The 23621-nt window shown below is 66.6% G+C and carries 26 protein-coding genes; 13 read left to right on the forward strand and 13 right to left on the reverse strand.

What is annotated here, in order from left to right:
- The first annotated feature begins 96 nt into the window (after positions 1–96).
- Positions 97–3720 carry an ATP-binding protein gene (locus ACYVGE_RS01905; protein WP_460726552.1) on the forward strand — a complete coding sequence of 1208 codons (3624 nt, stop codon included), beginning with the start codon at positions 97–99 and terminating at the stop codon, positions 3718–3720.
- 30 nt (positions 3721–3750) lie between these two features.
- Here the strand turns inward: ACYVGE_RS01905 and ACYVGE_RS01910 are convergent, their stop codons facing one another.
- The 5 genes from ACYVGE_RS01910 to ACYVGE_RS01930 form a co-directional block, all read right to left on the reverse strand.
- Positions 3751–3993 carry a helix-turn-helix domain-containing protein gene (locus ACYVGE_RS01910; RefSeq protein WP_460726554.1) on the reverse strand — a complete coding sequence of 81 codons (243 nt, stop codon included), beginning with the start codon at positions 3991–3993 and terminating at the stop codon, positions 3751–3753.
- Positions 3994–4275: 282 nt separating this feature from the next.
- The gene (gene hemE, locus ACYVGE_RS01915) at positions 4276–5349 is read right to left on the reverse strand and encodes a uroporphyrinogen decarboxylase (protein ID WP_460726556.1); all 1074 of its coding nucleotides are present in this window, start codon (positions 5347–5349) and stop codon (positions 4276–4278) included.
- A 46-nt stretch (positions 5350–5395) separates the two neighbouring features.
- A complete protein-coding gene (locus ACYVGE_RS01920) occupies positions 5396–5656 on the reverse strand; it encodes a WGR domain-containing protein (protein ID WP_460726558.1) in 261 nt (86 codons plus the stop codon).
- A 50-nt stretch (positions 5657–5706) separates the two neighbouring features.
- Complete coding sequence (gene aroB, locus ACYVGE_RS01925) at positions 5707–6840, reverse strand: 3-dehydroquinate synthase (RefSeq protein WP_460726560.1); 1134 nt, start codon at positions 6838–6840, stop codon at positions 5707–5709.
- Positions 6837–7379: a shikimate kinase gene (locus ACYVGE_RS01930; protein ID WP_460726562.1), complete on the reverse strand. Its 543-nt coding sequence runs from the start codon at positions 7377–7379 to the stop codon at positions 6837–6839. Before ACYVGE_RS01930 ends, aroB begins: the two co-directional genes overlap by 4 nt.
- Positions 7380–7473: 94 nt before the next feature.
- Between ACYVGE_RS01930 and ACYVGE_RS01935 the strand changes: the two genes are divergently transcribed.
- The 3 genes from ACYVGE_RS01935 to ACYVGE_RS01945 are packed head-to-tail and all read left to right on the forward strand — an operon-like array spanning position 7474 to position 9132.
- Positions 7474–7677, forward strand: a complete 204-nt coding sequence (locus tag ACYVGE_RS01935) for a dodecin family protein (RefSeq protein ID WP_310051324.1) — start codon at positions 7474–7476, stop codon at positions 7675–7677.
- A gap of 41 nt (positions 7678–7718) precedes the next feature.
- A complete protein-coding gene (gene pdxH, locus ACYVGE_RS01940) occupies positions 7719–8321 on the forward strand; it encodes a pyridoxamine 5'-phosphate oxidase (protein ID WP_460726564.1) in 603 nt (200 codons plus the stop codon).
- A 19-nt stretch (positions 8322–8340) separates the two neighbouring features.
- Positions 8341–9132, forward strand: coding sequence for a cobalamin-binding protein (locus tag ACYVGE_RS01945; RefSeq protein ID WP_460727273.1), 792 nt, complete (start codon positions 8341–8343; stop codon positions 9130–9132).
- 45 nt (positions 9133–9177) lie between these two features.
- Here ACYVGE_RS01945 and ACYVGE_RS01950 read toward each other — a convergent pair whose 3' ends face one another.
- The 3 genes from ACYVGE_RS01950 to ACYVGE_RS01960 form a co-directional block, all read right to left on the reverse strand.
- A complete protein-coding gene (locus tag ACYVGE_RS01950) occupies positions 9178–9651 on the reverse strand; it encodes a DUF4426 domain-containing protein (protein WP_460726566.1) in 474 nt (157 codons plus the stop codon).
- A 15-nt stretch (positions 9652–9666) separates the two neighbouring features.
- Positions 9667–10503 carry a pyrroline-5-carboxylate reductase gene (gene proC / locus ACYVGE_RS01955; RefSeq protein WP_460726568.1) on the reverse strand — a complete coding sequence of 279 codons (837 nt, stop codon included), beginning with the start codon at positions 10501–10503 and terminating at the stop codon, positions 9667–9669.
- Positions 10504–10581: 78 nt separating this feature from the next.
- Positions 10582–11262, reverse strand: a complete 681-nt coding sequence (locus tag ACYVGE_RS01960) for a YggS family pyridoxal phosphate-dependent enzyme (protein WP_460726570.1) — start codon at positions 11260–11262, stop codon at positions 10582–10584.
- Positions 11263–11410: 148 nt separating this feature from the next.
- Between ACYVGE_RS01960 and ACYVGE_RS01965 the strand changes: the two genes are divergently transcribed.
- The 3 genes from ACYVGE_RS01965 to ACYVGE_RS01975 all read left to right on the forward strand — a co-directional run bounded on the left by ACYVGE_RS01965 (position 11411) and on the right by ACYVGE_RS01975 (position 14799).
- A complete protein-coding gene (locus tag ACYVGE_RS01965; protein ID WP_460726572.1) occupies positions 11411–12448 on the forward strand; it encodes a type IV pilus twitching motility protein PilT in 1038 nt (345 codons plus the stop codon).
- Positions 12449–12560: 112 nt separating this feature from the next.
- Positions 12561–13691, forward strand: coding sequence for a PilT/PilU family type 4a pilus ATPase (locus tag ACYVGE_RS01970; RefSeq protein WP_460726574.1), 1131 nt, complete (start codon positions 12561–12563; stop codon positions 13689–13691).
- Positions 13692–13875: 184 nt separating this feature from the next.
- Positions 13876–14799 carry a hypothetical protein gene (locus ACYVGE_RS01975; RefSeq protein WP_460726576.1) on the forward strand — a complete coding sequence of 308 codons (924 nt, stop codon included), beginning with the start codon at positions 13876–13878 and terminating at the stop codon, positions 14797–14799.
- A 16-nt stretch (positions 14800–14815) separates the two neighbouring features.
- On the opposite strand, the gene ACYVGE_RS01980 is transcribed toward ACYVGE_RS01975, so the two are convergent.
- The 3 genes from ACYVGE_RS01980 to ACYVGE_RS01990 form a co-directional block, all read right to left on the reverse strand.
- Positions 14816–14965, reverse strand: coding sequence for a hypothetical protein (locus ACYVGE_RS01980; protein WP_460726578.1), 150 nt, complete (start codon positions 14963–14965; stop codon positions 14816–14818).
- Positions 14966–15056: 91 nt separating this feature from the next.
- Positions 15057–15620, reverse strand: a complete 564-nt coding sequence (locus ACYVGE_RS01985) for a DNA-3-methyladenine glycosylase I (protein ID WP_460726580.1) — start codon at positions 15618–15620, stop codon at positions 15057–15059.
- A 1-nt stretch (position 15621) separates the two neighbouring features.
- Positions 15622–17337 carry a dipeptidyl-peptidase 3 family protein gene (locus ACYVGE_RS01990; RefSeq protein WP_460726582.1) on the reverse strand — a complete coding sequence of 572 codons (1716 nt, stop codon included), beginning with the start codon at positions 17335–17337 and terminating at the stop codon, positions 15622–15624.
- A 97-nt stretch (positions 17338–17434) separates the two neighbouring features.
- Between ACYVGE_RS01990 and ACYVGE_RS01995 the strand changes: the two genes are divergently transcribed.
- The 6 genes from ACYVGE_RS01995 (at position 17435) to ACYVGE_RS02020 (ending at position 21834) form a co-directional block, all read left to right on the forward strand.
- The gene (locus ACYVGE_RS01995; protein ID WP_460726584.1) at positions 17435–18001 is read left to right on the forward strand and encodes a YqgE/AlgH family protein; all 567 of its coding nucleotides are present in this window, start codon (positions 17435–17437) and stop codon (positions 17999–18001) included.
- Positions 17998–18459, forward strand: a complete 462-nt coding sequence (gene ruvX, locus ACYVGE_RS02000) for a Holliday junction resolvase RuvX (RefSeq protein ID WP_460726586.1) — start codon at positions 17998–18000, stop codon at positions 18457–18459. The genes ACYVGE_RS01995 and ruvX overlap by 4 nt, the downstream gene beginning before the upstream one ends.
- A gap of 39 nt (positions 18460–18498) precedes the next feature.
- The gene (locus ACYVGE_RS02005; protein ID WP_460726588.1) at positions 18499–19404 is read left to right on the forward strand and encodes an aspartate carbamoyltransferase catalytic subunit; all 906 of its coding nucleotides are present in this window, start codon (positions 18499–18501) and stop codon (positions 19402–19404) included.
- Between the two features lie 267 nt (positions 19405–19671).
- Positions 19672–19887 (forward strand): hypothetical protein, encoded by a 216-nt coding sequence (locus ACYVGE_RS02010; RefSeq protein ID WP_460726590.1) that lies wholly within the window; start codon positions 19672–19674, stop codon positions 19885–19887.
- Between the two features lie 94 nt (positions 19888–19981).
- Positions 19982–20713: a DUF6624 domain-containing protein gene (locus ACYVGE_RS02015; protein ID WP_460726592.1), complete on the forward strand. Its 732-nt coding sequence runs from the start codon at positions 19982–19984 to the stop codon at positions 20711–20713.
- Positions 20710–21834, forward strand: a complete 1125-nt coding sequence (locus ACYVGE_RS02020; protein ID WP_460726594.1) for a hypothetical protein — start codon at positions 20710–20712, stop codon at positions 21832–21834. The genes ACYVGE_RS02015 and ACYVGE_RS02020 overlap by 4 nt, the downstream gene beginning before the upstream one ends.
- 24 nt (positions 21835–21858) lie before the next feature.
- Here the strand turns inward: ACYVGE_RS02020 and ACYVGE_RS02025 are convergent, their stop codons facing one another.
- Complete coding sequence (locus tag ACYVGE_RS02025; RefSeq protein WP_460726596.1) at positions 21859–22194, reverse strand: DUF1294 domain-containing protein; 336 nt, start codon at positions 22192–22194, stop codon at positions 21859–21861.
- Between the two features lie 14 nt (positions 22195–22208).
- The gene (gene mgtE, locus ACYVGE_RS02030; protein WP_460726598.1) at positions 22209–23570 is read right to left on the reverse strand and encodes a magnesium transporter; all 1362 of its coding nucleotides are present in this window, start codon (positions 23568–23570) and stop codon (positions 22209–22211) included.
- Positions 23571–23621: the final 51 nt, after the last annotated feature.

Raw genomic sequence — 23621 nt, forward strand, 5'->3', positions numbered from 1 at the left:
TGAACGCGCTGACTGAATGGGTGAAGCCCGGCGGGTGACTTGAAGTCGGCCGCGGCATGGACGAGCCTAGCGACGGGGAATCCGGGGGGATGACGCATGGCAATGGCCTGGAAGGGGCTGGCAGCGCGTGTCGTATTGCGCGCCGCTGGAGTGACAGGGAAGTGGGCGTTGGTGCTGTTCATCGCAGGCATGGCGGCAGGCGCGCACGCGGGCCTGCCGGAGACACCGCGCCTGCGCCAGTTCACCGTGGCGGACGGCCTGCCATCGAACCGGATCAATGGCATCGCCGAAGACCGCGCCGGTTATCTGTGGATAGCGACCAGCGACGGTCTGGTTCGCCACGACGGCGTCGACTTCCGCACCTGGCGTGTCGAGCAGGGGCTGCACGACAACTTCGTCTGGTCGGTGAACGTGGATGCACGCAACCGGGTGTGGTTCGGCACGCACCAGGCCGGCCTCGGCGTCCTCGATGCAGAACGCCGGCACTTCCGTTACTACAGCCGCGGCAACACGCCGGCGATGGCGAGCGACGATGTCTGGTCGGTGGCATCCACGCCGGATGGCGCGACCTGGTTCGGCACCGCCGATGGCGGCCTCTACCGCATCGCCGCCGATGGCAAGGCGGTCGTCCGCTTCATGCCGCGAGCGGGCGACCCGCGCAGCCTCCCGCACGCCGGCGTTGGCCAACTCGTGGTCGCGCCCGACGGCACGCTGTGGGTCGGCACGCAGGGCGGCGTCGCGCGCTGGACCGGGCGCGACTTCGAGCGCGTGCCCGAGTCCGCCTTGAATTCATCGGTGGTGAACGGCCTCACCATCGAGCGCGACGGCACGCTGTGGATCGGCACGCCCGAAGGCGTCAGCGTGCGCCGGCCCGATGGCCGCTATTCCAAAGCGCCGTTCGCGCAGCTGGCGGGCGACGGCAAGGTGCTGCATGTCCTCAGTCACGATCGCAGCGGCCAGTACTGGTACGACGTTCCCGCCGGCCTGGGCATCAATGGCGAACGCGGCATCGAGCCGGTGCCGCTGTACGGCTCTGCGAATGGAGCCGTCCGGCCCTCGTGGGTCGGTGCGCACCAGGATCGCGAAGGTGGGCTGTGGTTCGTCAGCTACACCAATGGCCTGTGGTACCTGCCGGCAAACTGGCGCCGCTTCGCGGTGTTGTCGCGCCGCGACGGCGTGCCGGGCTCGATCGCCAACGCGCACGTGCGCGGCATCGCGCCTTCGGCCACGGGCGACATGTGGCTGGTGGGCTCGGGCGGTGTGCTCGACCGGCTGAATCCCGAGACGGGGGCATTGACGCACGTCGCGCGCGATGTCGGCGCGGGCTACGTGCTCGCCAACGTGTTCGAGGACCGGCGCGGGCAGGTGTGGGCGAGCTACTCGGAAGGCCTGGCGCGCGTGGATCCGGCCAGTGGCGCCGTCACGCGCTGGCGCCGCGGCGACGGTGCCGATGCGGCGCTGTTCGGCGAGGCGCGCTTCGCGCAGACCGCCGATGGCCTGCTGTGGCTGGCGACCGAACACGGCGTGCAGGTGCGCGACGAGGAAGGCCGCGTCCAGCGTTCGATGCCCTCCGGCAAGGACGGCCTGCCGTCCGACCTCTTCATCGAACAGATTGGAACTGGCCCGGATGGTGCGTTGTGGCTCGCCGGCTCGAAGGGGTTGTTGATGTGGAATGCGGGGGCGCGGCGCTTCGAGCCGGTGCCGGGCGCGCCGTCGCAACGCGTCTTCGGTTTCGCGAGCGCCGACAAGCATCGCGTGTGGCTCGCCCGCTTCGGTGCGGTCGAGGCCTATCGCTGGAATGGCGCCGCGCTCACGCTGGAATCCGGCATCGACACGCGCAACGGATTCCCCGCGCTCGAACCCGCCGGCATCGCCATCGACATCGCCGACCGGCTTTGGTTGACCAGCGTGCGCGGCCTGATCCGTGTGGATCCTGCCAATCGCTCCGTCCGCGTCTTCGGCGTGCGCGACGGCTTGCCGGGGCAGGAGTTCGAAGACGCACCGGTGGTGCGCCCGGGCGACGGACGCATCCTCGCCGGCGCGACCGACGGGCTGGTGATCTTCGATCCCTCCGCGATGAAGGACACGAGTGTGCCACCGCGGCTGGTGATCGAATCCGTCGATGCGCTGAGCGGTGATGGCAAGGTGGCCTTCGCTCCGCACGGCACCATCACGATCGCGCATGACGCACGCGACGTTCGCATCGTGGCGCGACTGCTCTCGTTCAACGATGCGCGCAACCACGGCTATCGCTTCCGCCTGGACGGCCACGACAGCGACTGGGTCGAGACCGGTCCGTCCGGCGAACGCGTGTTCTCGCGCCTCAAGCCCGGCCGCTATCGCCTGCACGTGCAGGCCCGCGCGGCGGACAACGTGTGGTCGCCAGTGCAGGAGCTCGTGCTCGACGTGCAGCCGCCGTGGTGGCAGACGTGGTGGGCGACCGGCACGTTCGCGCTCGCGGCCGCGGCGCTGGCGTGGATGCTGGCGAGTGCTTACCGCCAGCGCCTCAAGCGCCGGCATGCCTGGCAGCTCGCCAGGCAGAAGCAGGACCTGGCCGAGCAGGCGTCGCTGGCCAAGACCCGCTTCCTCGCCACGCTCGGCCACGAGGTGCGCACGCCGATGACCGGCGTGCTGGGCATGAGCGAACTGCTCCTGGGCACGGCGCTCAACCCGCAGCAACGCGGTTATGTCGGCGCGATCCGCGGCGCGGGCGAGCACCTGCTGCGACTGGTCAACGACGCGCTGGACCTGGCGCGGATCGAATCTGGCAAGCTCGAGCTCGCCGACGAGTCTTTCGACCTGCATGCCTTGATGGAGGACCTCGCCGCCCTGGTCGCTCCCCTGGCCAAGCAGCGCGGGCTCGCCTTCGCGCTGAGCATCGGCGACGACACGCCGCGGCACGTGCGCGGCGATGCTGCCCGCGTGCGCCAGATCCTGCTCAACCTGCTCGGCAACGCAGTGAAGTTCACCGAGCGCGGCAGCGTTTCGCTCGGCGTGGCGCCGACGCCGGAAGGCGTGTGCTTCGAAGTCGCCGACACCGGTCCCGGCCTCAATCCCGAACAGAAATCGCGGCTGTTCCGCCGCTTCGAGCAGGCCGAAGGTGCGCGCACCAGTGCGCGTTACGGCGGCAGCGGCCTGGGGCTTGCGATAAGCCAGGAACTCGCCGCAGCGATGGAGGGCAGCATCGGGATCGACAGCGCGCCCGGGGAAGGCACCCGCTTCAGCGTGCGCCTGCCGATGCCGGCATCGCCCGTCTTCGCTGCCCGCGACGAGGCGGAGGTTTCCGAAGCGCCCACGCAGCGCAGTCTGTCGTTACTGCTCGTGGAGGATGATCCGACCGTGGCCGACGTACTGACCGGCCTGCTGCGCCTGCAGGGCCATCATGTCGTCCATGTGCCCAATGGACTGTCCGCGCTGGTGGCCGTGGCGACCACGCCGTTCGACGCCGCCCTGCTCGACCTCGACCTCCCTGGCATGGACGGCCTGGCGCTTGCGCGACAACTGCGCATACAAGGTTTCCAGCCGCCGCTCATCGCAGTCACCGCGCGTGCCGATGCCGATGCCCAACCCGAAGCGATAGACGCCGGCTTCGACCATTTCATCCGCAAGCCCATGACACTGAAGATGCTCGCCACCCTGCTGGAGGGCATCGACCCACCCGTGCGCGGACAGGCGTTGCACGACATGGATGCCGAAATCGGCCAGGCGGTGGATGCATGAGGTGGTTGTTGGGGTCGGTCCCAGACGGACCTAAAGCGATGCCTCGAATCTTTTGATGAAGGTCGTGAGCGACACTCCGCATACGGCGCAATACTCGCGCAGCTGCAACAAATCCAGGCGCCGCTCGCCACTCTCGACATTGCTTACAAAAGACTGCGGTCGCCCGAGTGCTTCCGCACATGCGACCTGGGTGAGGTCGGCGGCAATGCGCATTTCGCGGATGAGGCGGGCGAGGGCGGCGTTCTCTTTCCTGTAGAGCGATTTGGCAGGCACGGGCGTGGTCGGATGTGGGACCACAAGAAAGCTATATCCTGTTTACGGATATCTAGTATTCGGATATGTTGGAGCAGCTGCCATGACGGCCAGCCCGAGGAACGGGCGCCAGGCTCTCATGCGCAGCGTTTCTGGCGTGGCTGCATGCGCCAGTGACAGGGGGGAAATGGCCGCGTGAGCGGCCATTTCTTTTTTGCCGGCGGACTCCGATCCTCGGCGCGCGGTCCCGTCCCGCGATAACGAGCGCAGACATGAACCGGTCGCGCACGCGGCCGACCAGGATCAACGCATGCTGAGCTGGTGCACTGCGTCGACCAGGACGCCGACGTGTTCGGGCTTCATGTCGGGCGACATGCCGTGGCCGAGGTTGAACACGTGGCCCTCGCGTGAACCGCCGTTGCCATCGCGGTAGCTGTCGAGGGCGCGGCTGGCTTCGCGACGGATCGCGTCGGGGTCGGCGTACAGCGTGACCGGATCGAGGTTGCCCTGGATCGCGACCTTGCTGCCGGCGCGGCGGGCGGCGTCGCCGAGTTCGATGGTCCAGTCGACGCCGACCGCTTCGGCGCCGCTGCTGGCCAGGTCTTCGACGTACGGCGCGTTGCCCTTGCCGAACAGGATCAGGGGCGCGCGTCCGGCGCCTTCGCCACGCGGCAGTTCGGCGGCGATGCGCTGCAGGTAGCGCAGCGAGAATTCGCGGTACATCGCCGGCGACAGCACGCCGCCCCAGGTATCGAACACCTGCAGCGCCTGTGCACCCGCCTGGTGCTGCGCGGACAGATAGGCGATGACGGCGTCGGTGGTGACGTCGAGCAGCTTGTGCATCGCGGCCGGGTCATTGAGCGCCAGCGATTTCACCTTGGAGTAGTTGTCGCTGCCGCCGCCTTCGACCATGTAGCAGGCCAAGGTCCACGGCGATCCCGAGAAGCCGATCAGCGGCACCGAGCCATCCAGTTCGCGGCGGATGGTGCGTACCGCATCCATCACGTAGCCCAGGTCGGTTTCCATGTCCGGCACGCCTAGGCGCGCGATGTCGGCGGCCGTGCGGATCGGGCGCTCGAACTTCGGGCCTTCGCCCTCGACGAAGTACAGGCCCAAGCCCATGGCGTCGGGCACGGTGAGGATGTCGGAGAACAGGATCGCGGCGTCGAGCGGGAAGCGGCGCAGCGGCTGCAGCGTGACTTCGCAGGCGAGTTCCGGGTTCTTGGCCATCGCCAGGAAGCTGCCGGCCTTGGCGCGCGTGGCGCGGTACTCGGGCAGGTAGCGGCCGGCCTGGCGCATCAGCCAGACCGGGGTGCAGTCGACGGGCTCACGGCGCAGGGCGCGGAGGAAACGATCGTTTTTCAGGGGTGCGGGCACGAGTGGGGGTCGTCCTGGTGGGGGGACGTGGCGGGAACTGCCACGATCACGAGTTCTTCGGCGCTTCCATGCCTTGGGCGAACATCAACTGGAAGCCACGCTTGATCTGCTGGTCGCGCGCATGCTCCAGCGCGGCGAGGGCGGCGGTCTGGTCGAGGAAGACTTCGCGCCGGACCGTGCTGCGGCCCCCGATCTGGCCGGTTTCGCGCAGCAGTTCCCAGCCGCCGAACAGGTCGGGCTGCAGCATCAGTTGCACGAAGCGCGGGGCTTCGTGGCCCTGGGGGCGTTGTTGCAGGAGCAGGCGCATGGGACGCGCATTGTAAGGGCTGGGCGCGGCCTTCCTGCCGGTTGCTGGCTTCAGCTGGCTTCCAGGACGGCGCGCACGCTGCTCTCGGCGACGCCCGCGACCACGCGCGCGGCCCCTGCGCTGTCCAGGAGGATGAAGCGCAGCCCATGGGCGTCCGCCTTCTTGTCCAGGCGCATGCGGGCGATCAGGGCCCCGGCCTCCAGTCCATCGGGCACCGCGGTGGGCAGGCCGAAGCGCTGCAGCAGCGCCTGCAGGCGGTCGCCATCGGATGCCGGGGCGAGGCCGAGCAGGGTCGACAGCCGGGCCGCCAGCACCATGCCCACCGCCACGGCTTCGCCATGGAGGAGCGCGTCGCGGCCGGCGCCGTAACCCTGCTCGGCCTCGATGGCGTGGCCAAAGGTGTGGCCGAAGTTGAGCAGGGCACGGTGGCCGTGCTCGTAGGGATCTTGCGCCGCGACATCGGCCTTGAATTCGCAGCAGCGGGCGATGACCTCGGCCAGCGCGGTGTCATCGCGCGCCAGCAGGGCCTCGGCATGGGCGTCAAGCCAGCCAAGGAAGTGCGCGTCGAAGATGGCGCCGTACTTCACGACTTCGGCCAGGCCCGCGCGCAATTCGCGATCGGGCAGGGTGCGCAGCACGGTGGTGTCGGTGATCACCGTGCGCGGCGGATGGAAGGCGCCGACCAGGTTCTTGCCGTGCGGCAGGTCCACCGCGGTCTTGCCGCCGACCGCGGAGTCGACCATCGCCAGCAGCGTGGTCGGCAGCTGCACGCAGTCGATGCCGCGCATCCAGCAGGCCGCGGCGAAGCCGGCGAGGTCGCCGACCACCCCGCCGCCCAGCGCTACCACGGTGGCGTCACGCGTCGCCCCCAGCGCGGCGAGGGCATCGAGGCATTCGCCGAAGCGGGCGAGGGTCTTCTCCTGTTCACCCGCCGGCATGACCCAGCGCGAGAGCACGAGCTGGGGCTTCGCCGCGCGCAACAACGCCTCGACGCCATCGGCATACAGCGGCGCGACGTTGCTGTCGCTGACGACCAGCGCATGGCGCCCGCGCAGGACCTGGCCCAGCCGCCGCGCATTGTCCGCGTACCCGGCCGCGAGCAGGCCCGGACCAATGGTGATCGTGTAGGGCGCGTCGCCCGAGACTTCGACCTGCCTGTGGGAATGGGGATGCGGCCCGGTCATGCGTTGGCTCCGATGCGATGCCAGCGCTGCTCCAGCAACGCGGCCAGTTGCGTGGCGGCGGCGTCGGTGTCGAGACCGGCGGTGTCGAATACGAGGTCCGCCACTTCCGCGTACCACGGCGCGCGGGCGGCGGCGAGATCATGCAGCACGTCCTCACGATCGGGACGCGCGAGCAGCGGGCGGGTGTCGTCGAACGCGAGGCGCTGCAGCTGCTGCTCGACGCTTGCGTGCAGATGCACGACGAAGCCGCGTCCGCGCAGCAGCGCGCGGTTGTCGGCGTCGAGCACGGCGCCGCCGCCGGTAGCCAATACGATGCCATCGCCGCGCAGCAGTTCGGCCAGCATCGCGCTTTCGCGTGCGCGGAAACCGGCTTCGCCTTCGTGCTCGAAGATCTGCACCACGCTCGCTCCGGCATCGCGCTCGATCTCGTGGTCGAGGTCGAGCAGGCGCAGCCCGCACTGCAGGGCGAGGCGTTCGCCGACGCAGGTTTTCCCCGCGCCCATCGGGCCGACGAGGATCAGGTTGCTGGCGGGGTCCATGCCGCGATTCTAGCCGCGCGCTTAACGGAGCGCGGCGTAGCGTCGCAGCTCCCACTCATTCCGGCGCCGCGCCGGTCATCCAGGGAGAACCGCCATGTCGGTCGCCAAGATCATCGAGCTCAACGCCGCGTCGAAGACCAGCATGGAGGACGCCGTGAAGGCGGGCCTGAAGAAATGCGCCGAGTCGGTGAAGAACATCCAGGGCGCCTGGGTCAACGAGATCAAGGTCGTCACCGACGAGGCCGGCAACGTGACCGAATGGCGCGTCAACCTGCGCGTGACCTTCATCGTGCAATGACCCCGGGGGTGGGCGCCGCGACCCGCGCATACAATGGCGGGATGACCGCCACCGACCTCTACGCCGAAGCCCTGGCCACCTTTGACCGCCTCTTTGACGAGGCGGCGGCCGCGGGCGAACCCGACCGCACCGCCATGATCGTCGCCACCGCCGCGCTCGACGCCCGGCCTTCGGCGCGCACCGTCCTGCTCAAGGCCCACGATCCGCGCGGTTTCGTCTTCTACACCCATCTCGACGGCCGCAAGGGCCGCGAGCTGCAGGCCAATCCGCATGCCGCGCTGCTGTTCTACTGGCCGCGCGTGCGCAATGGCATCCAGGTGCGCGTGGAAGGGACGGTGGAAATCGTGGGCGACGCCGAAGCCGACACCTACTTCGCCAGCCGTCCGCGCGGCAGCCAGCTGGGGGCATGGGCTTCGAAGCAGTCGGAGACGCTCGATTCGCGTGACACCTTCGAACAGCGGCTGGCCCGGCTCGAGGTGGAGTTCGAGGACCGCGATATTCCGCGGCCGCCACGCTGGGGCGGCCTGCGGGTGAAGCCGGAGAAGATCGAATTCTGGTTCGGCGCCGATTTCCGCCTGCACGAACGCTGGCTCTACGAGCGCAACCGCGCGGGCGAGTGGGCGAAGCGGATGCTGTATCCGTGACCGGTTTCGGGCAATGAGCATGGGGCCGCAACGCATCGTCTGCCTCACCGAGGAGCCCACCGAGGTGTTGTACGCGCTGGGCGAGCAGCATCGCATCGTCGGCATCAGCGGCTTCACGGTGCGCCCGGCGATCGCACGCAGGGAGAAGCCGAAGGTCAGCGCTTTCACCTCGGCGAAGATCGGCGAGATCCTGAAGCTGCAGCCGGACTTCGTGGTGGGTTTTTCCGACATCCAGGCCGACATCGCCGCCGAACTGATCAAGCACGGCGTCGAGGTGTGGATCAGCAACCATCGCGGCGTCGACGGGATCCTCGACTACATCCGCCGCCTCGGCGCACTCGTCGGGGCCGGCGACAGGGCGAATGCCTACGCCGAAAGCCTGCAAGCGGGCCTCGCGGCGATCGAGCGCGAAGCCGCCACGCTGCCGCGCCGGCCCAAGGTCTATTTCGAGGAATGGGACGAGCCGATGATTACCGGCATCCGCTGGGTCGCCGAGCTGGTCCGCATCGCCGGCGGCGACGACATCTTTCCCGAACGCGCCGCCGAATCGCTGGCGAAGCAGCGCATCCTGGAGAACGGCGATGAAGTGGTGCGGCGCGCGCCCGACATCATCCTGGGCTCGTGGTGCGGCAAGAAGTTCCGCCCGGAAAAGGTCGCCGCGCGTCCCGGATGGAACGCCATTCCCGCGGTGCGCGATGGCGAACTGCACGAGATCAAGTCGCCGGTGATCCTCCAGCCCGGCCCGGCCGCCCTGACCGAAGGCGTCACCGAGATGGCCCGCATCATCCGGGCGTGGGCCGCGGCCCGCTGAAAGCGACGTGCGCGCGACGTGCGCGTCGTGCGCGTGGAGTGCCGCTCAGCGCGGATAGAACTCGCGGGTGAACTGCATCGTCGAGCTCGCGCCACCTTCGCGAACGATCGTGAGGTCGAAGCGCAACGTGTCCGGCAGGCTCGTTTCCGTCGTTCCCACGTAATCGAGCAGGTCGCCGCTGCGCAGTTCGCGCAGCGCGATCTGCTGGCGCTGGCCACTGAGGTTGGTCACGGTGGCGGTGATGGTCGCGGGCAGCGCGGTTTCCTGCATCTCAGGACCCTGGCGCACGCCGACCAACAGCATCACGGTCCGATCGCCGCGGCTGATGCCGTAACGGCTGGCCACTTCGGGCGTCAGTGCGGCCGTCTGCAGGGTGGTGGCGCGGATGGTGACATCGCCAATTTTGCTGACGGCTTCCGGCTGCGCCGGCTGGGCGGGAGTCGCGGGCGCCGGGGCGTTGCCGCCGCAACCGGCCATCGCGATGGCGAGCGAGAGCGCTAGTACGAAACGGTGGCGCATGGCGGTCCTCGCGGGTCAGTCGTTGGCGGCGGAAAGCTGGCGGCCGCGTTCGGTCGCGGCGTGGATGGCACGGGCGACGAGTTCGCGGAAACCGCCGGCTTCGAAATTCTCGAGCGCGGCCTGGGTGGTGCCGCCCGGCGAAGTCACGCGGCGGCGCAGCTCCGAGGGCATCTCATCGTTCTCGATCAGCATGCGCGCGGCACCGAGGATGGTCTGCTGGACCAGCGTGCGCGCGGCCTCGCCGGACAGGCCTTCGGCTTCACCCGCCGCCTGCATGGCCTCGGCGAGCAGGAAGACATAGGCGGGGCCGCTGCCGGATACCGCGGTCACGGCGTCCATGCGCGGCTCGTCCTCGATCCACACGGTCTTGCCCGTCGCTTCAAGCAGGTCGGCGGCTTGTGTCCGCTGCGATGCATCGACGCGATCGTTGGCGAACATGCCGGTCACGCCGGCGCCGAGCAGGGCGGGCGTGTTCGGCATCGTCCGCACCACCGCGACACCGCCGCCCAGCCAGCGTTCCATCTGTGCCGCGGTGATGCCGGCGGCGATCGATACCACCAGTGGCCGGCTGGCCTGCGCGGCGGGGGCGAGCGCCTCGCACACCTGGCGCATCACCTGCGGTTTCACTGCCAGCACCCACGTCGTCGCATTGGCCGCGGCGATGGCGTTGTCGGTGAAGGCATGGATGCCGAAATCGCGTGCCAGCGAATCGCGCAGCTCGGCCATCGGTTCCGCCACCCGGATCGACGTGGCCGGAACGCCGCGCGCGACCAGGCCACCGATCAGGCTGCGGGCCATGTTGCCGCCACCGATGAAAGCCACGGTGCCGGATGCGAAGGGAAGCGGATTCATCGGTGGGGTGAATGATTCAGTCGGGGGAGCCGCATCGTAGCCCGGATGGTCACGCGGCACGGCACAGGCCGTGGTTGTTCACGCCTTGCGAGGCCGCGCGCCGAAGAGTGCGGTACCGACGCGCACCATGGTCGAGCCTTCCGCGATGGCGACTTCCAGATCGTCGCTCATCCCCATCGACAGCGTATCCACCTGCGGATGCACGGCCGCGAGGGCTTCGAACAGCTCCCGCGCGCGGCGGAAGGCCGGACGCCGTGCGTCGACGTCCGGATGCGGCGCGGGGATCACCATGACGCCCCGCAGCCGCAGGCGTGGCTGGGCGGCGATGACATCTGCCAGTGCCATCACGTCTTCGGGAGGGCAGCCGTGCTTGCTCGCCTCGTCGTCGATATTCACCTGGACCAGCACGTTCAGCGGTGCCTGTTCAGGGGCGCGGTGGGCGTTGAGCGCCAGCGCGAGCCGTTCACGATCCACGGCCTGCACCCAGTCGAAGCGGGCGGCGGCTTCTTTCGCCTTGTTCGACTGGAGGTGGCCGATCAGGTGCCATTCGAGCCCGAGACCCTGCAAGCGGGCCTGCTTGGCGACCGCCTCCTGGACGTAGTTCTCGCCAAAAGCGCGCTGCCCCAGGCCGGCAAGCCCCGCGATCGCGTCCGCGGGCTGGGTCTTGCTGACCGCCAACAGCCGTGGCGATGGCCGTCCGGCGGCGCTGGCCGCGTTTTCTACCCGGTGTAGGGTGTCTTGCAGGGCGTGCGTGAGCACGTTCGCAGTTCTCGCTTCTGGGGCCGAAAAAGGGGCTGGTTTTACGGCGGGGGGAGGGGGCTATACTGCCTCGCAGGGGTATGCCGTTCCAGCATTCTGCGGGTACGTCGTTACAACTCATTCCGTTGGCAGTGCAAGGGGAGCACGCATGGATATCGCCGAACTGTTGGCGTTTTCGGTCAAGAACAAAGCTTCGGACTTGCACCTGTCGGCGGGTCTGCCGCCGATGATCCGCGTGGACGGTGACGTCCGCCGCATCAACATCCCGGCCCTCGACCACAAGCAGGTCCACGCGCTTGTCTACGACATCATGTCGGACAAGCAGCGGCGCGACTACGAAGAATTCCTGGAAGTCGACTTCTCGTTCGAGATCCCGGGCCTGGCCCGTTTCCGCGTCAACGCGTTCAACCAGAACCGCGGCGCCGGTGCGGTGTTCCGTACCATTCCCTCGGAAGTGCTGACGCTGGACGACCTGGGTTGTCCGCGCATCTTCAAGGAACTGATCGACCAGCCGCAGGGCCTGATCCTGGTGACCGGTCCGACCGGCTCGGGCAAGTCGACCACGCTGGCGGCGATGCTCGACCACATCAACAAGAGCGAATACGCGCACATCCTCTCGGTCGAGGATCCGATCGAATTCGTCCACACCTCGCAGAAGTGCCTGATCAACCAGCGCGAGGTGCACCGCGACACCCACGGCTTCAACGAGGCCCTGCGTTCGGCCCTGCGTGAAGACCCCGACTACATCCTGGTCGGCGAGTTGCGCGACCTGGAAACCATCCGCCTGGCGCTGACCGCCGCGGAAACCGGCCACCTGGTGTTCGCGACCGTGCATACCAGCTCGGCCGCCAAGACCATCGACCGCATCATCGACGTGTTCCCCGCCGGCGAAAAGCCGATGGTCCGCTCGATGCTGTCCGAATCGCTGCGCGCGGTGATCTCGCAGGCGCTGCTGAAGAAGGTCGGCGGCGGCCGTACCGCGGCGTGGGAAATCATGGTCGGCATCCCGGCCATCCGTAACCTGATCCGCGAGGACAAGGTCGCGCAGATGTACTCGGCGATCCAGACCGGCCAGCAGTACGGAATGATGACCCTCGACCAGCACCTCCAGGACCTCGTCAAGCGCGGCCTGATCCTGAAGCCGCAGGCCCGCATGTACGCCAAGGACAAGCGGTTGTTCGACTGATGTTTCGTTTCATCCCTTCCCGGCGGATGCGGGAAGGGTTGGGTGGGGGCAGGGATTGCGACGAGCAGCGTCCCCAACGCATTGAGTACCAGAGCCTCCCGGAGGCAAACGCATGAGCACCATCGACTTCACCTCTTTCCTCAAGCTGATGGCGCACCAGAAGGCGTCGGACCTGTTCATCACCGCCGGCATGCCGCCGTCGATGAAGGTCCACGGCAAGATCTCGCCGATCTCGCAGAATCCGCTGACGCCGCAGCAGAGCCGCGACCTCGTCCTCAACGTGATGACGCCGCAGCAGCGCGAGGAGTTCGAAAAGACGCACGAGTGCAACTTCGCCATCGGCGTCACCGGCGTCGGCCGCTTCCGTGTGTCGTGCTTCTACCAGCGCAACCAGGTCGGCATGGTCCTGCGCCGCATCGAAACCAAGATCCCGACCGTCGAAGAGCTGAACCTGCCGCCGATCATCAAGACGCTGGCGATGACCAAGCGCGGCATCATCATCTTCGTGGGTGCGACCGGTACCGGTAAGTCGACCTCGCTCGCCGCGATGATCGGCTACCGCAACATGAATTCGACCGGCCACATCATCACGATCGAGGATCCGATCGAATTCGTGCACAAGCACGAAGGCTGCATCATCACCCAGCGCGAAGTGGGCATCGATACCGACAGCTGGGATGCGGCGCTGAAGAACACCCTGCGCCAGGCGCCCGACGTGATCATGATCGGCGAGGTGCGTACCCGCGAGGGCATGGACCACGCGATCGCCTTCGCCGAAACGGGCCACCTGGTGCTGTGCACCCTGCACGCCAACAACGCCAACCAGGCGATGGACCGCATCATCAACTTCTTCCCTGAAGACCGCCGCGGCCAGCTGTTGATGGACCTGTCGCTGAACCTCAAGGGCGTGGTCGCGCAGCAGCTGATCCCGACACCGGATGGCAAGGGCCGCCGCGTCGCCATGGAAATCATGCTCGGCACCCCGCTGGTGCAGGACTACATCCGCGAAGGCGAGATCCACAAGCTGAAGGAAGTGATGAAGGAGTCCGTGCAGCTGGGCATGAGGACCTTCGACCAGAGCCTGTTCGAGCTGTACCAGGCGGGCGAAATCTCGTACGAGGACGCGCTGCGTTACGCCGATTCGCAGAACGAAGTGCGCCTGCGCATCAAGCTCGCCCAGGGCGGCGATGCCAGGACGCTGTCGCAGGGGCTGGATGGGGTGGAAGTCGCGGAAGTCCGCTGAAGCCACGCGTCATGCTCACGAAGAGGCCGGGGAAACCCGGCTTCTTTCGTTTCAGGGTGTAGGAACAGGCGCTGGCTTGCAGCGTTGATACGGGGTTTGAATTGGCAAGCATCGCGGGAGCACGTGAGTGGCTGGCGTGTCCCGCGTATCTGCGTGACCCGGCCATCCACCAAGGAAACACGCCATGCCAAGCACAGCCAAGCGGATCCTGATCCTCGGCCATGGCGCCATGGGCCAGGCGTTGGAAATGTTGCTTTCGCAACGGCATGAGGTGCTGGCCTGGGACCGCGACCTGACGACCGGCGAGGAGACCCAGCCGCTGGAGGAGGCCGCGCGCGATCGCCAGGTGGTGGTATTTGCCCTGCCGACCCAGCCACATGACGAGTTGGCGGGGCGGCTTGTGCCGTGCCTGCAGCCCGATGCGCTCTGCGTGTCCATCGCCAAGGGATTGGACGAGCAGGGGCGCACTGCGGCGCAGGTGTTCACGCAGCACTTCGGATCGCGGATCGGGTGGGGTCTGTTTTACGGCCCGATGCTGGCGCGCGAACTCCAGGCGGGCCGTAGTGGGTTCGCTGTCGCCGCAAGCCACCGGCCGGAAGTGGGCGCAGGCCTCAAGGCGCTGTTTGCCGGTACGTCCCTGCGCCTTCAAGTGCACGAGGATGTTCCCGGGGCCGCCTGGTCGGCCGTTCTCAAGAACGTCTATGTGCCCCTGGTGGGCGCCGCGGACGCACTGGGCATGGGCGACAACATGCGCGGTTTCCTGATCGCGGCGGCAACCCATGAACTGGCCGACATCGTGGAACACCAGGGAGGTCGCCGGGAAACCGCCTACACGCTCGCCGGCCTGGGCGACCTGGTGACTTCGGCGACCGGCGCGTCGTCCCACCACCGGCACATCGGCGCCGAACTCGCGGCGGGACGCTGCGGGGAACTGGCCGCTTCCGGCGCCAACATCCGCAGCGAAGGCGTGCATACCGCGGCCATGGTCCGTGACCACGCCGTGTTCGACTGGCAGCGTTTCGAGCTCTTCGCCCTCGTCTGCGCGTTCCTGGACGATCCGTCGCAACTTGAACGAAGGCTGGGTGAATACATCGCCCGTCGCTTCTGAGTCGCAATCCGGCGCCTCAGTGCCGTTTGAAGTACTGCACTTCGCGTTCGTGTTTTTCGGCGGCGTCGCGGGTCTGGAAAGTCCCCAGGTTCCTCCGCTTGCCGGTGCGAGGGTCCTTCCTGCGCGAGTACAGGCGGTACCCGCCAGAGGGAAGCTTGCGAATCATGCTTCTGTCCTCCCTTGATGGGAGCGGACATCGAAGCATGCCCGCGGTGACAGCTGCGTCGAAGCAGGCCGCCATGTTCAGGACATCATGCTCAGGACATCCCGAGCGCTCGCCGCCACGGTGGATCCAGCGCCGCGATCACCGCGAATACCGGGCAGTCTTCGCGATGCGTGCCCGGCAGATAACCCAGGCTCATCAGGAACTCGTTGGTGATCTCGCCGCCGGTGAAGCGGAACGTCTTCTTGAACAGCTTCACCCAGCCAGTCTTGTCGCGTGCCCTGCCGGCATCCACCAGCTGCGCATCGAGCCAGCCGGCGAAGCTGCCGTGCCCGGCGCGCAGGCCCTGGATCACCTGCGCATTGTGGATCGCGGCGTCCACCTTGAGCCGGTTGCGGATGATGCCGGCGTCGGCCAGCAGGCGTTCGCGATCGCGCTCACCGTAAGCCGCGACTTTGTCCACGTCGAACCCGTGATAGGCGCGACGGAAACCATCGCGCTTTTTCAGGATGGTTTCCCAGCTCAGGCCGGCCTGGTTGATCTCGAGGACCAGGCGTTCGAACAACACCGCTTCATCGCGGCTGGGAAACCCGTACTCGGTGTCGTGATAGGGGCCATGCAGCGCATGGCCCGGTGCGAAATCGCAATAGCCCGACATGTCACTGAGTGGCAGGCGTGGCGTACTGCGTCAGCCCCAGTACGTCCAGGCCCTGTTCGAAACGGATGTCCACCGGGATCTTCGCGTCCTTCAAGCGGGCGAGGTCGGCCGCGAGTTCCGGCTTGACCACTCCCAGCGTGTCGGTCATGCGCTTGGCTTCGGCGTAGTCGCCGTCGCCCTGCACCGTGAGCAGCTTGGCGCTGAGCGAATTCATCGCCGCGCGCATCTTGTCGAAGTCGACCCGGTAACGGCCATTGGCATCGCGGCTGAACGCCCCGGCGTCGGCGAAATAGTTGAAGCGCAGCATGTTGGCCTTGCCGTGCGCGTCGGCCGCGCCGAAGCGCACCGAGCGCAGGATGCCGGCGAGGAAGGTCACGTAGCTGTCCATGATCTTGGCCTTGTCCATCTCGCCCTTCGCGCTGAGCGCGTCGATCATGTACAGGCCGAGGATGTCGGCCTTGCCTTCCTCGAAGCTGGAGGAATATTCCTTCAACGCCTCGTCGACCGTGCCCTTGCCATCGAGGGTCTTCTTGATGCCCAGGCCGTGCGCGACTTCATGGAACATCGTGTCCTCGAAGAATGCATCGAAGGTCACGTGCTGCAACTGGTCCTGGGCGATCAGCTGCTTCGCGATCGGCATGAGGATGGCGTCGAATTTCGCCTGCATCACGTTTTCGAGCTGCAGCCGGCGCGTGCCCTTGGCGAGCTGCACTTCCTCGTCATTGGGCAGATTGATCGCGATGGTCTTGGCGCCGACATTGGCATCGCCGGCGTAATACACCGCTTCGTACGCATTGAGGTCGGCCTTGGACCCGGGCTTCTCGGCCTTGTACCTGGCTTCGACCGGCAATCCCTTCTGCAGTTCGGGCAGGAAGCCGGCGTAGCGGGCGAGCTTCCTGCTCCATTCGGCATCCTTCACCAGGACCAGGCCTTCATACGCGGCCTTGTAGCCGAACAGCTGGTCCTCGTAGGTTTCGATCGGACCGATGACGATGTCCACCGGGTTGGTCTTCATCTCCATCCATGCCATGTCGCTTGGACGGAAATCGTCGCTGAGCAATGCGTCCGCGCGCATGCGCAGGTAATCGGCGAAGCTCTTGTCGCCGCTGAGTTCCGCGGCTTCGCGCAGCAGCGCGGCGGTGCGCTCGAGCTCGGCCTTGTATTCGACGTGGTACGGGACGGTGATCAGCTTGCCCGCGGAATCGCGGCGGAGCAGGGTGTAGTTGGATTTCTTGTCCGCGAGGGCGGCGGCTTCGAATTCGTCCTTGGTCATGTCGAGCGGATAGAACGGGCCGCCCGGCGGGCGCGGCTTGATGTTGGCGATGAACGGGGTGTCTTCGTTGAGGCGGTCCCATGGGCCGAAGTTGATGTTCACCAGTTCGCGCGTGGCATCGTCGGGCGCCTGCGCGAGCAGTGCGGCGCGGTCACCGTTCCAGGTCTGTTTCCAGGCCAGGTCGTTCATGACGTCGGCGGCCTGCACCAGCTTGGCGATCATGCGCCGGGTGTTCTCGTCGAGGTGCGAGAGGTCGGCCTTCAGCGGCACCACCGCATAGTCGCCGGCATGCGCCTGCGCGTAGGAGGCAGCGGCCGCGGGAGCGGATTGCGCGGCCGTCGGGGCGGTTTCCTGCGCGGCATGCGGCTTGCAGGCGCCCAGTGAAAGGCCGGCCAGCGCGGCGAGGCAGCCCAGGGCGAGCGGACGAAGATTCGGTGCGGTCATGGCGAGTCGCGGATCGGTCGGGGAAGCCGCCATCCTACGCCCTGCCGTTGTGCTTCCGTCATCTGGCGCGAAGGGGCGTGCGCGCTAGAATGCAGCCATGCCCGTGATGCCCGAGCCCCTGACGAACCAGCTGCTGATCGCGTTGCCTGCGCTTGCGGAAACCAACTTCTCGCGCAGCGTCGCGCTGATCTGCCAGCACGACGACGACGGCGCGATGGGCATCGTGGTCAACCGCCCATCCGAGTACACCCTGGGTGAAGTGCTGGGGCAGATGGGCCTCGAAGGCGGCACCGAAACGCTCCGCGCGCAACCCGTGCTGGCCGGTGGACCGGTGCATCCGGAACGCGGCTTCGTCCTGCATGACGGCGGCCCGCGCTGGGATTCCACGCTGGCAATCACCGACAGGCTGTTCCTCACCACATCCCGCGACATCCTCGAGGCGATGGCGCGCGGCGAAGGCCCGGACAACGCCATCGTCGCGCTGGGTTGCGCGGGGTGGGGGTCGGGCCAGCTGGAGCACGAACTGACCGAGAACGACTGGCTCACGGCGCCGGCCGACGCCGAGCTCCTGTTCGATCTGCCGCTCGAGGCGCGTTGGCAGGCCGCGGCCGGACGCATCGGCGTCGACTTCGCACACCTGGCGGACTACGCCGGGCACGCATGAGCATTCGTAGCGACGGCACCGTGCTCGGCTTCGACGTCGGTGCGCGTCGCATCGGGGTAGCGGTCGGCAGCGCGTTCGGATCGGGCGCGCGTGCACTGGCCGTGATCGACGTGCATGGCCATGGTCCCGACTGGGCTTCGATCGAGCGGCTGCGCAGGGAATGGCGTCCGGACGGGTTCATCGTCGGCGATCCGATGACGCTCGAAGGCGGCGACCAACCCGCGCGCACGCGCGCGCATGCCTTCGCCCGCGAGCTGGTCGAGCGCTTCCGGCTGCCGGTGGTGCTCGTGGACGAGCGCGCCAGTTCGATCGAGGCCGCGCAGCGCTTCGCCAGCGACCGGGCGGAAGGGCGCAAGCGTCGCCGCGATGCCGAAGCGCTGGACGCCGTGGCGGCCGCGGTCATTGTCGAACGCTGGCTGGCATCACCGCAGGACGCCACCGACGTTCCTGCCGGTTGAACGGCAATCGCATCCCTTCCCACCTCTGAAGACCAGGCAATGAAGCATCTGCTCACGCTGGACAACCTGCCGCGCGCCGGACTCGAGACCCTGCTGGATCGCGCGCAGGCCTTTGCCGATGGCGCCGACGCACGCGAGGCACTGGCCGGCGTTGCGGTCTGCACCTTGTTCTTCGAGCCCTCCACGCGCACGCGCCTGAGCTTCCAGCTCGCCGCACAACGGCTGGGCGCGTACGTGCTCAACTTCGACGCATCGACGTCCTCGGCGACGAAGGGCGAAACCGACCTGGATACCTTCAGGACCATCGAGGCGATGGGCGTGCGCGGGTTCGTGGTCCGCCACAAGGTCGATGGCGCCGTGGCTGCGCTCGCCGCCGCCGCGAAGCCCGGCGTCGCGCTGCTCAACGCCGGCGATGGCCGTAGCGCGCATCCCACGCAGGGGCTGCTCGACATGCTCACGCTGCGGCAGGCCAAGGGGAAGGATTTCGCAAAGCTCAAGGTCCTGATCGTTGGCGACGTCAAGCACTCGCGCGTGGCGCGCTCGGACCTGCATGCACTGCGCGCCCTGGGTGCGGGCGAAATCCGGGTGTGCGGGCCGGCGTCGCTGCTGCCGGATGACGGCACGCTGCAGGGCTGCGTGGTCACGCAGGATTTCGACGCCGCCCTGGAAGGCGTCGATGCGGTGATGATGCTGCGCATCCAGCGCGAGCGCATGGAGGACGGCCTGATCGCCTCGCTCGATGACTACCACCGCGATTATGGGTTGACGGCATCCCGCCTGCGTCGCGCGGCACCGGATGCGGTCGTCATGCATCCGGGGCCGATGAACCGTGGGGTCGAGATCACCGACGACGTGGCCGACGGGCCGCAGTCGCTGATCCTGCGCCAGGTTGGCAATGGCGTGGCGGTGCGAATGGCGGCACTCGAGGCGTTGTTGGCAGGCTGATCGCGCGATCGAGAGCGGCTGATGGGGTGTTGGTTGAAGTTGTTCGTATTTTGCGAACACCGAGTTCTCGGATTCCTTTATCCGGGCGAGTACTTGTGTGCAAGGCTCGCATCGCGATTCAGCTCATGACGAGCTGATCGCACCAACCCCCTTCCTGTCTGACGTGCGTGATGCACGCCTTGACGATTGAAGGGATCCAGAAGGTAGATGGTGGACAGGCTTCGGCTTGTCCCGCCGTTGCGTATGGAATTTCCAAGGAGGTGGAGAGTGAAACAAGACAAGACGATGGGTCGCGTCCTGGGTCGTGTACTGACGCGCGAATTGACTGATGCAGAGAACAGCTCGGTAAGCGGCGGAATCGCCAGCGAGGCTGCCCAGATGGATTCCCAGCTACCCACCAACCATTTCAAAGATGGCGGTAGAGGCGACACCTGGAGCGGGAGCAGTTGGGATGACTTCAGTGCCTGCGACCTCGTTGGTTGAAGTCTTTGTGCCGTACCCGTTCGGTAAACACTCCCGGCACCTGCGACAGGTGTCGGGGGTTCTTGCGAATCATTGATTTGGTGGGGTCTCCGGCATGAACAGCCCTGTGAAGGTTGCCGTGATGCTCGCGGTTTTTGCTTTGGCGTCGAGCTGTGTACAAGCCGTTGCAACGGAGAACGCACATCAGGAGCTGGAATCAGTGTGCCCGGGCATGGCGCGATACCAGGCTTCGCACCCGCATCCAGATTCAACCGCTCCAATCGCGGATGCTCCCGGTGTATCCAATCAGGCCCTGCGTCGGAACCTGCTGGAGATGTATGCGAGGGACGAGGCCGCGGGCGCCGCCTACCGCCAGGAGGTCGACAAGGACGTTCCCGACCCTGAGGTCGTGCGACGTCTGAGCGATGTTCGTGCGGAGAACCTGCTGGCGATAAAGGTGATCGTAGGAAGCCGGGGGTTTCCTATGTCAGACCAGGTGGGCGATGACGGGGTATGGGCGGCATACACGCTTGTCCTCCACGCGGATGGGGATCACGCGTTCCAAAGCGCCCTGGTGCCTCAACTGGAAACCCTGTTCAAGGCAAAGAAGATACCCGGTCAGGTCTATGCCTATCTGTTGGACCGGACCTTGGTGGCTGAAGGCAAGCCACAGGTATACGGAACGCAGTTCCACAGTGTCGGCCAGGATCTCGAGATTCGGCCGTTGGAGAACGTGCAGGCGGTCGATGCCAAACGACAGGAGGCGGATCTCCCATCCATGAGCGATTACCTCTGCTACGTGCGAGTGCGCTCAGGCAAATCCATCCGGCTGCCGGTGACGCAATGAAAAGAACACGGCACGATGTTGTCGCTCTGAGCATTCCATTCGATATACACACTTCGGCTGTAAAGCTGGGCCTGCTCGAATACGGAATCGAACTGTTCCCGATCTATCCGAGCTCGTACCCATACGACAGCACGATCGACTTCAGGACATCGGCCACGGGACACGCGCATCTCCTGGTCGATGGGTTGCCGCTTTCGTCGGACAGCCGGCCATTTGTTTTCTGGGCTCGCCGCAGGGGCCAGATCCAGCCTTTGGTAGGTCTCGATCCCAAGGATGAAAAGATCGCCGCGGATCATTCGAACCGGTTGATCGAAAGCCTGGGGTACGACCTGTCTTCGCGATCGATATTCGCCATCAACGACTATCGTTCCCACCTGGCGGCTGAGAAATCCAAACTGCTTCAGTTGTCCGTGGCAGCAAGAATTGGACTGGAGTCCCCTGAGACGCTCATAACGAATGACCCGGATAGCATTCGTGAATTCCTCAGAAGGGCGGATGGGCCGGTAATAGGCAAGGCGCTTGGGCCTGCCATATGGCGCGAGGATGGGGCGACGCACCTTGGCGCCACTTCGTTTGTCAGCGAGTCCGATCTCCCTGAAGACCGACTCTTGCGCGCGGCGCCGGTAATCCTTCAACGCGCCATCCCGAAAGCGTACGAAGTCCGCGTAAACGTCATGGGCTCTTACGTGCAGGCGGTCAGGATAGATTCCCCTGATCCGAACGGCGAGGACATTGACTGGAGAGTCAACCAGAAGACCATCCGAATATCGCCCGTCTCGCTGCCGCATCCGATAGAGAGAAAGCTTGTAGAGCTGATGCGCTCGATGAACCTGGTCTTTGGCGCGATCGACCTCATCGTCCGGCCGGACGGCTCGCACGTCTTCCTTGAAGTGAACCAGATGGGGCAATTCCTCTGGATCGAAGAACGTTGTCCGGAAGTCCATGTCCTGGACGCCTTCTGCCAATTCCTGGCTTCGGCAAGTCCGGACTTTTCTGCTCCGCATCCGCCCAGGGTGTTCTTTCCCCAGCTACGTAGTGCGGCTTGGGATTGGGGGATGAATGACGGTGAAGGCCGCGGTTTCTGCCTTGAAGAGTTTGCCCGGCAGCAAGCCTTGGCGTAGGTTCCGGAGGGCCAAGCGCTTGCTTCAGGCCCGGGCGATCCACAGGCCCAATGCCGCGCAGTTCGCGGCGACCGCCATCCAGAAGCCAATGCGGTAGCTTGTCTTGCGCGTCTTGTGGCGCATTACGCGCTGGGCGATGAGGGCGCCGGGCCAGCCTCCCAGCAGCTCAAGTGCATGCAGCGTGCTTTCGGGCGTCCGCCAACGGCCACGCTCGGCCGCATGCTTGTCGAACGCGTAGGCGAGGTAAGCGGACGCGCTCAGGAGCGCGATTGCGAAGCCGGCCATGACGGGCAACTGCCCGGCATGGATGGCCCCTCCGACGAAGCCGGCAAATGCGCAGACCAGCAGCAGCGCGAACATCGATCTTCCCCGAATCAGCGCAATAGGATGATCGTCGCCAACCCCAGGAACGCGAGGAACCCCATCACGTCGGTGACGGTGGTGAGGATCACGCCGCCCGCGAGCGCGGGATCGAAGCCCATGCGCTTGAGCGTCATGGGTACCAGCACGCCGGCGAGCGCGGCGGAAAGCAGATTGATGGTCAATGCGCTTGCAATGACCAGGGCGAGCGGCAATTCGTGGAACCACAGGAACACGATGACGCCCAGGACGAGCCCCAGGGCGAGACCGTTGAGCAGGGCGACGCGGATTTCCTTCCAGATCAGCACGCGCACGTTGGCGGCGCCGACCTGGCCGAGGGCAAGACCGCGGATCACCAAGGCCAGTACCTGTGTACCAGCGTTGCCGCCCATGCCGGCGACGATGGGCATCAATACCGCCAGGGCGACGATATGCGAGATGGTGTTCTGGAACTGGCCGACCACGCTCGCAGCGAGGAACGCCGTGCCCAGGTTGATGCCCAGCCACACCAGGCGACGCTTGGTCGCGCGTGGGACGGGCGAGAACAGGTCCTCGTCCTCGTCCAGGCCGGCGGCGCCCAGGGCCTGGTGCTCGGCCTGGCTGCGGATGATGTCGACGACGTCATCGATGGTGATGCGGCCGAGCAGGATGTTGTTGTCGTCGACGACCGGCGCGGAAATCCAGTCGTGGTCGGAGAACTGGCGCGCGACTTCGTCGGCGGATTCTTCCACGCCGATCGCAGGCTGCTCGTCGTCGACGAGCTGGTTGATCGGCGTATTGGGCTCGTGCGTGAGCAGGGCCTGCAACGCGATGCGGCCGAGGTACTGGTGGCGGCGGCTGACGACGTAGAGGTGGTCGGTGTGCTCGGGCAGTTCGCCGCGCAGGCGCAGGTAGCGCAGCACGACGTCGACGGTGGTGTCGGCACGCACCGTCACCACATCCGGGTTCATCAGGCGGCCGGCAGTGTCCTCGTCGTAGGACAGCACCTGTTCCAGGCGCTCGCGGTTCTCGCGGTCCATCGACTTGAGCACTTCATCGATGACGGTGTCGGGCAGGTCCTCGACGAGGTCGGCAAGATCGTCGATGTCGAGGTCCTCGACGGCGGCCACGATCTCGTCGGGGTCCATTTCCGCGAGCAGGCTTTCGCGCACCTCGTCGCCGACGTGGACCAGCACCTCGCCGTCGTCTTCGGCATCGACCAGTCCCCACACCACCGTGCGCTTGGCCGGCGGCAGCGATTCCAGCAGGTTGCCGATCTCGGCCGGCGACAGCGTGTTGACCAGCCGGCGCACGGGACCGAGGCGGCCGGAATCGAGCGCGTCCGAGAGCAGACGCAACTGGCGCGCGGTCTTGTCGTGGCGGACGGCTTCGGCCATGCGGCGCTCCCGTAGGCATAAGCCGCATCCACGGGGATGCGACCGGGCGTT

The sequence above is a fragment of the Lysobacter rhizosphaerae genome, from assembly GCF_054779795.1.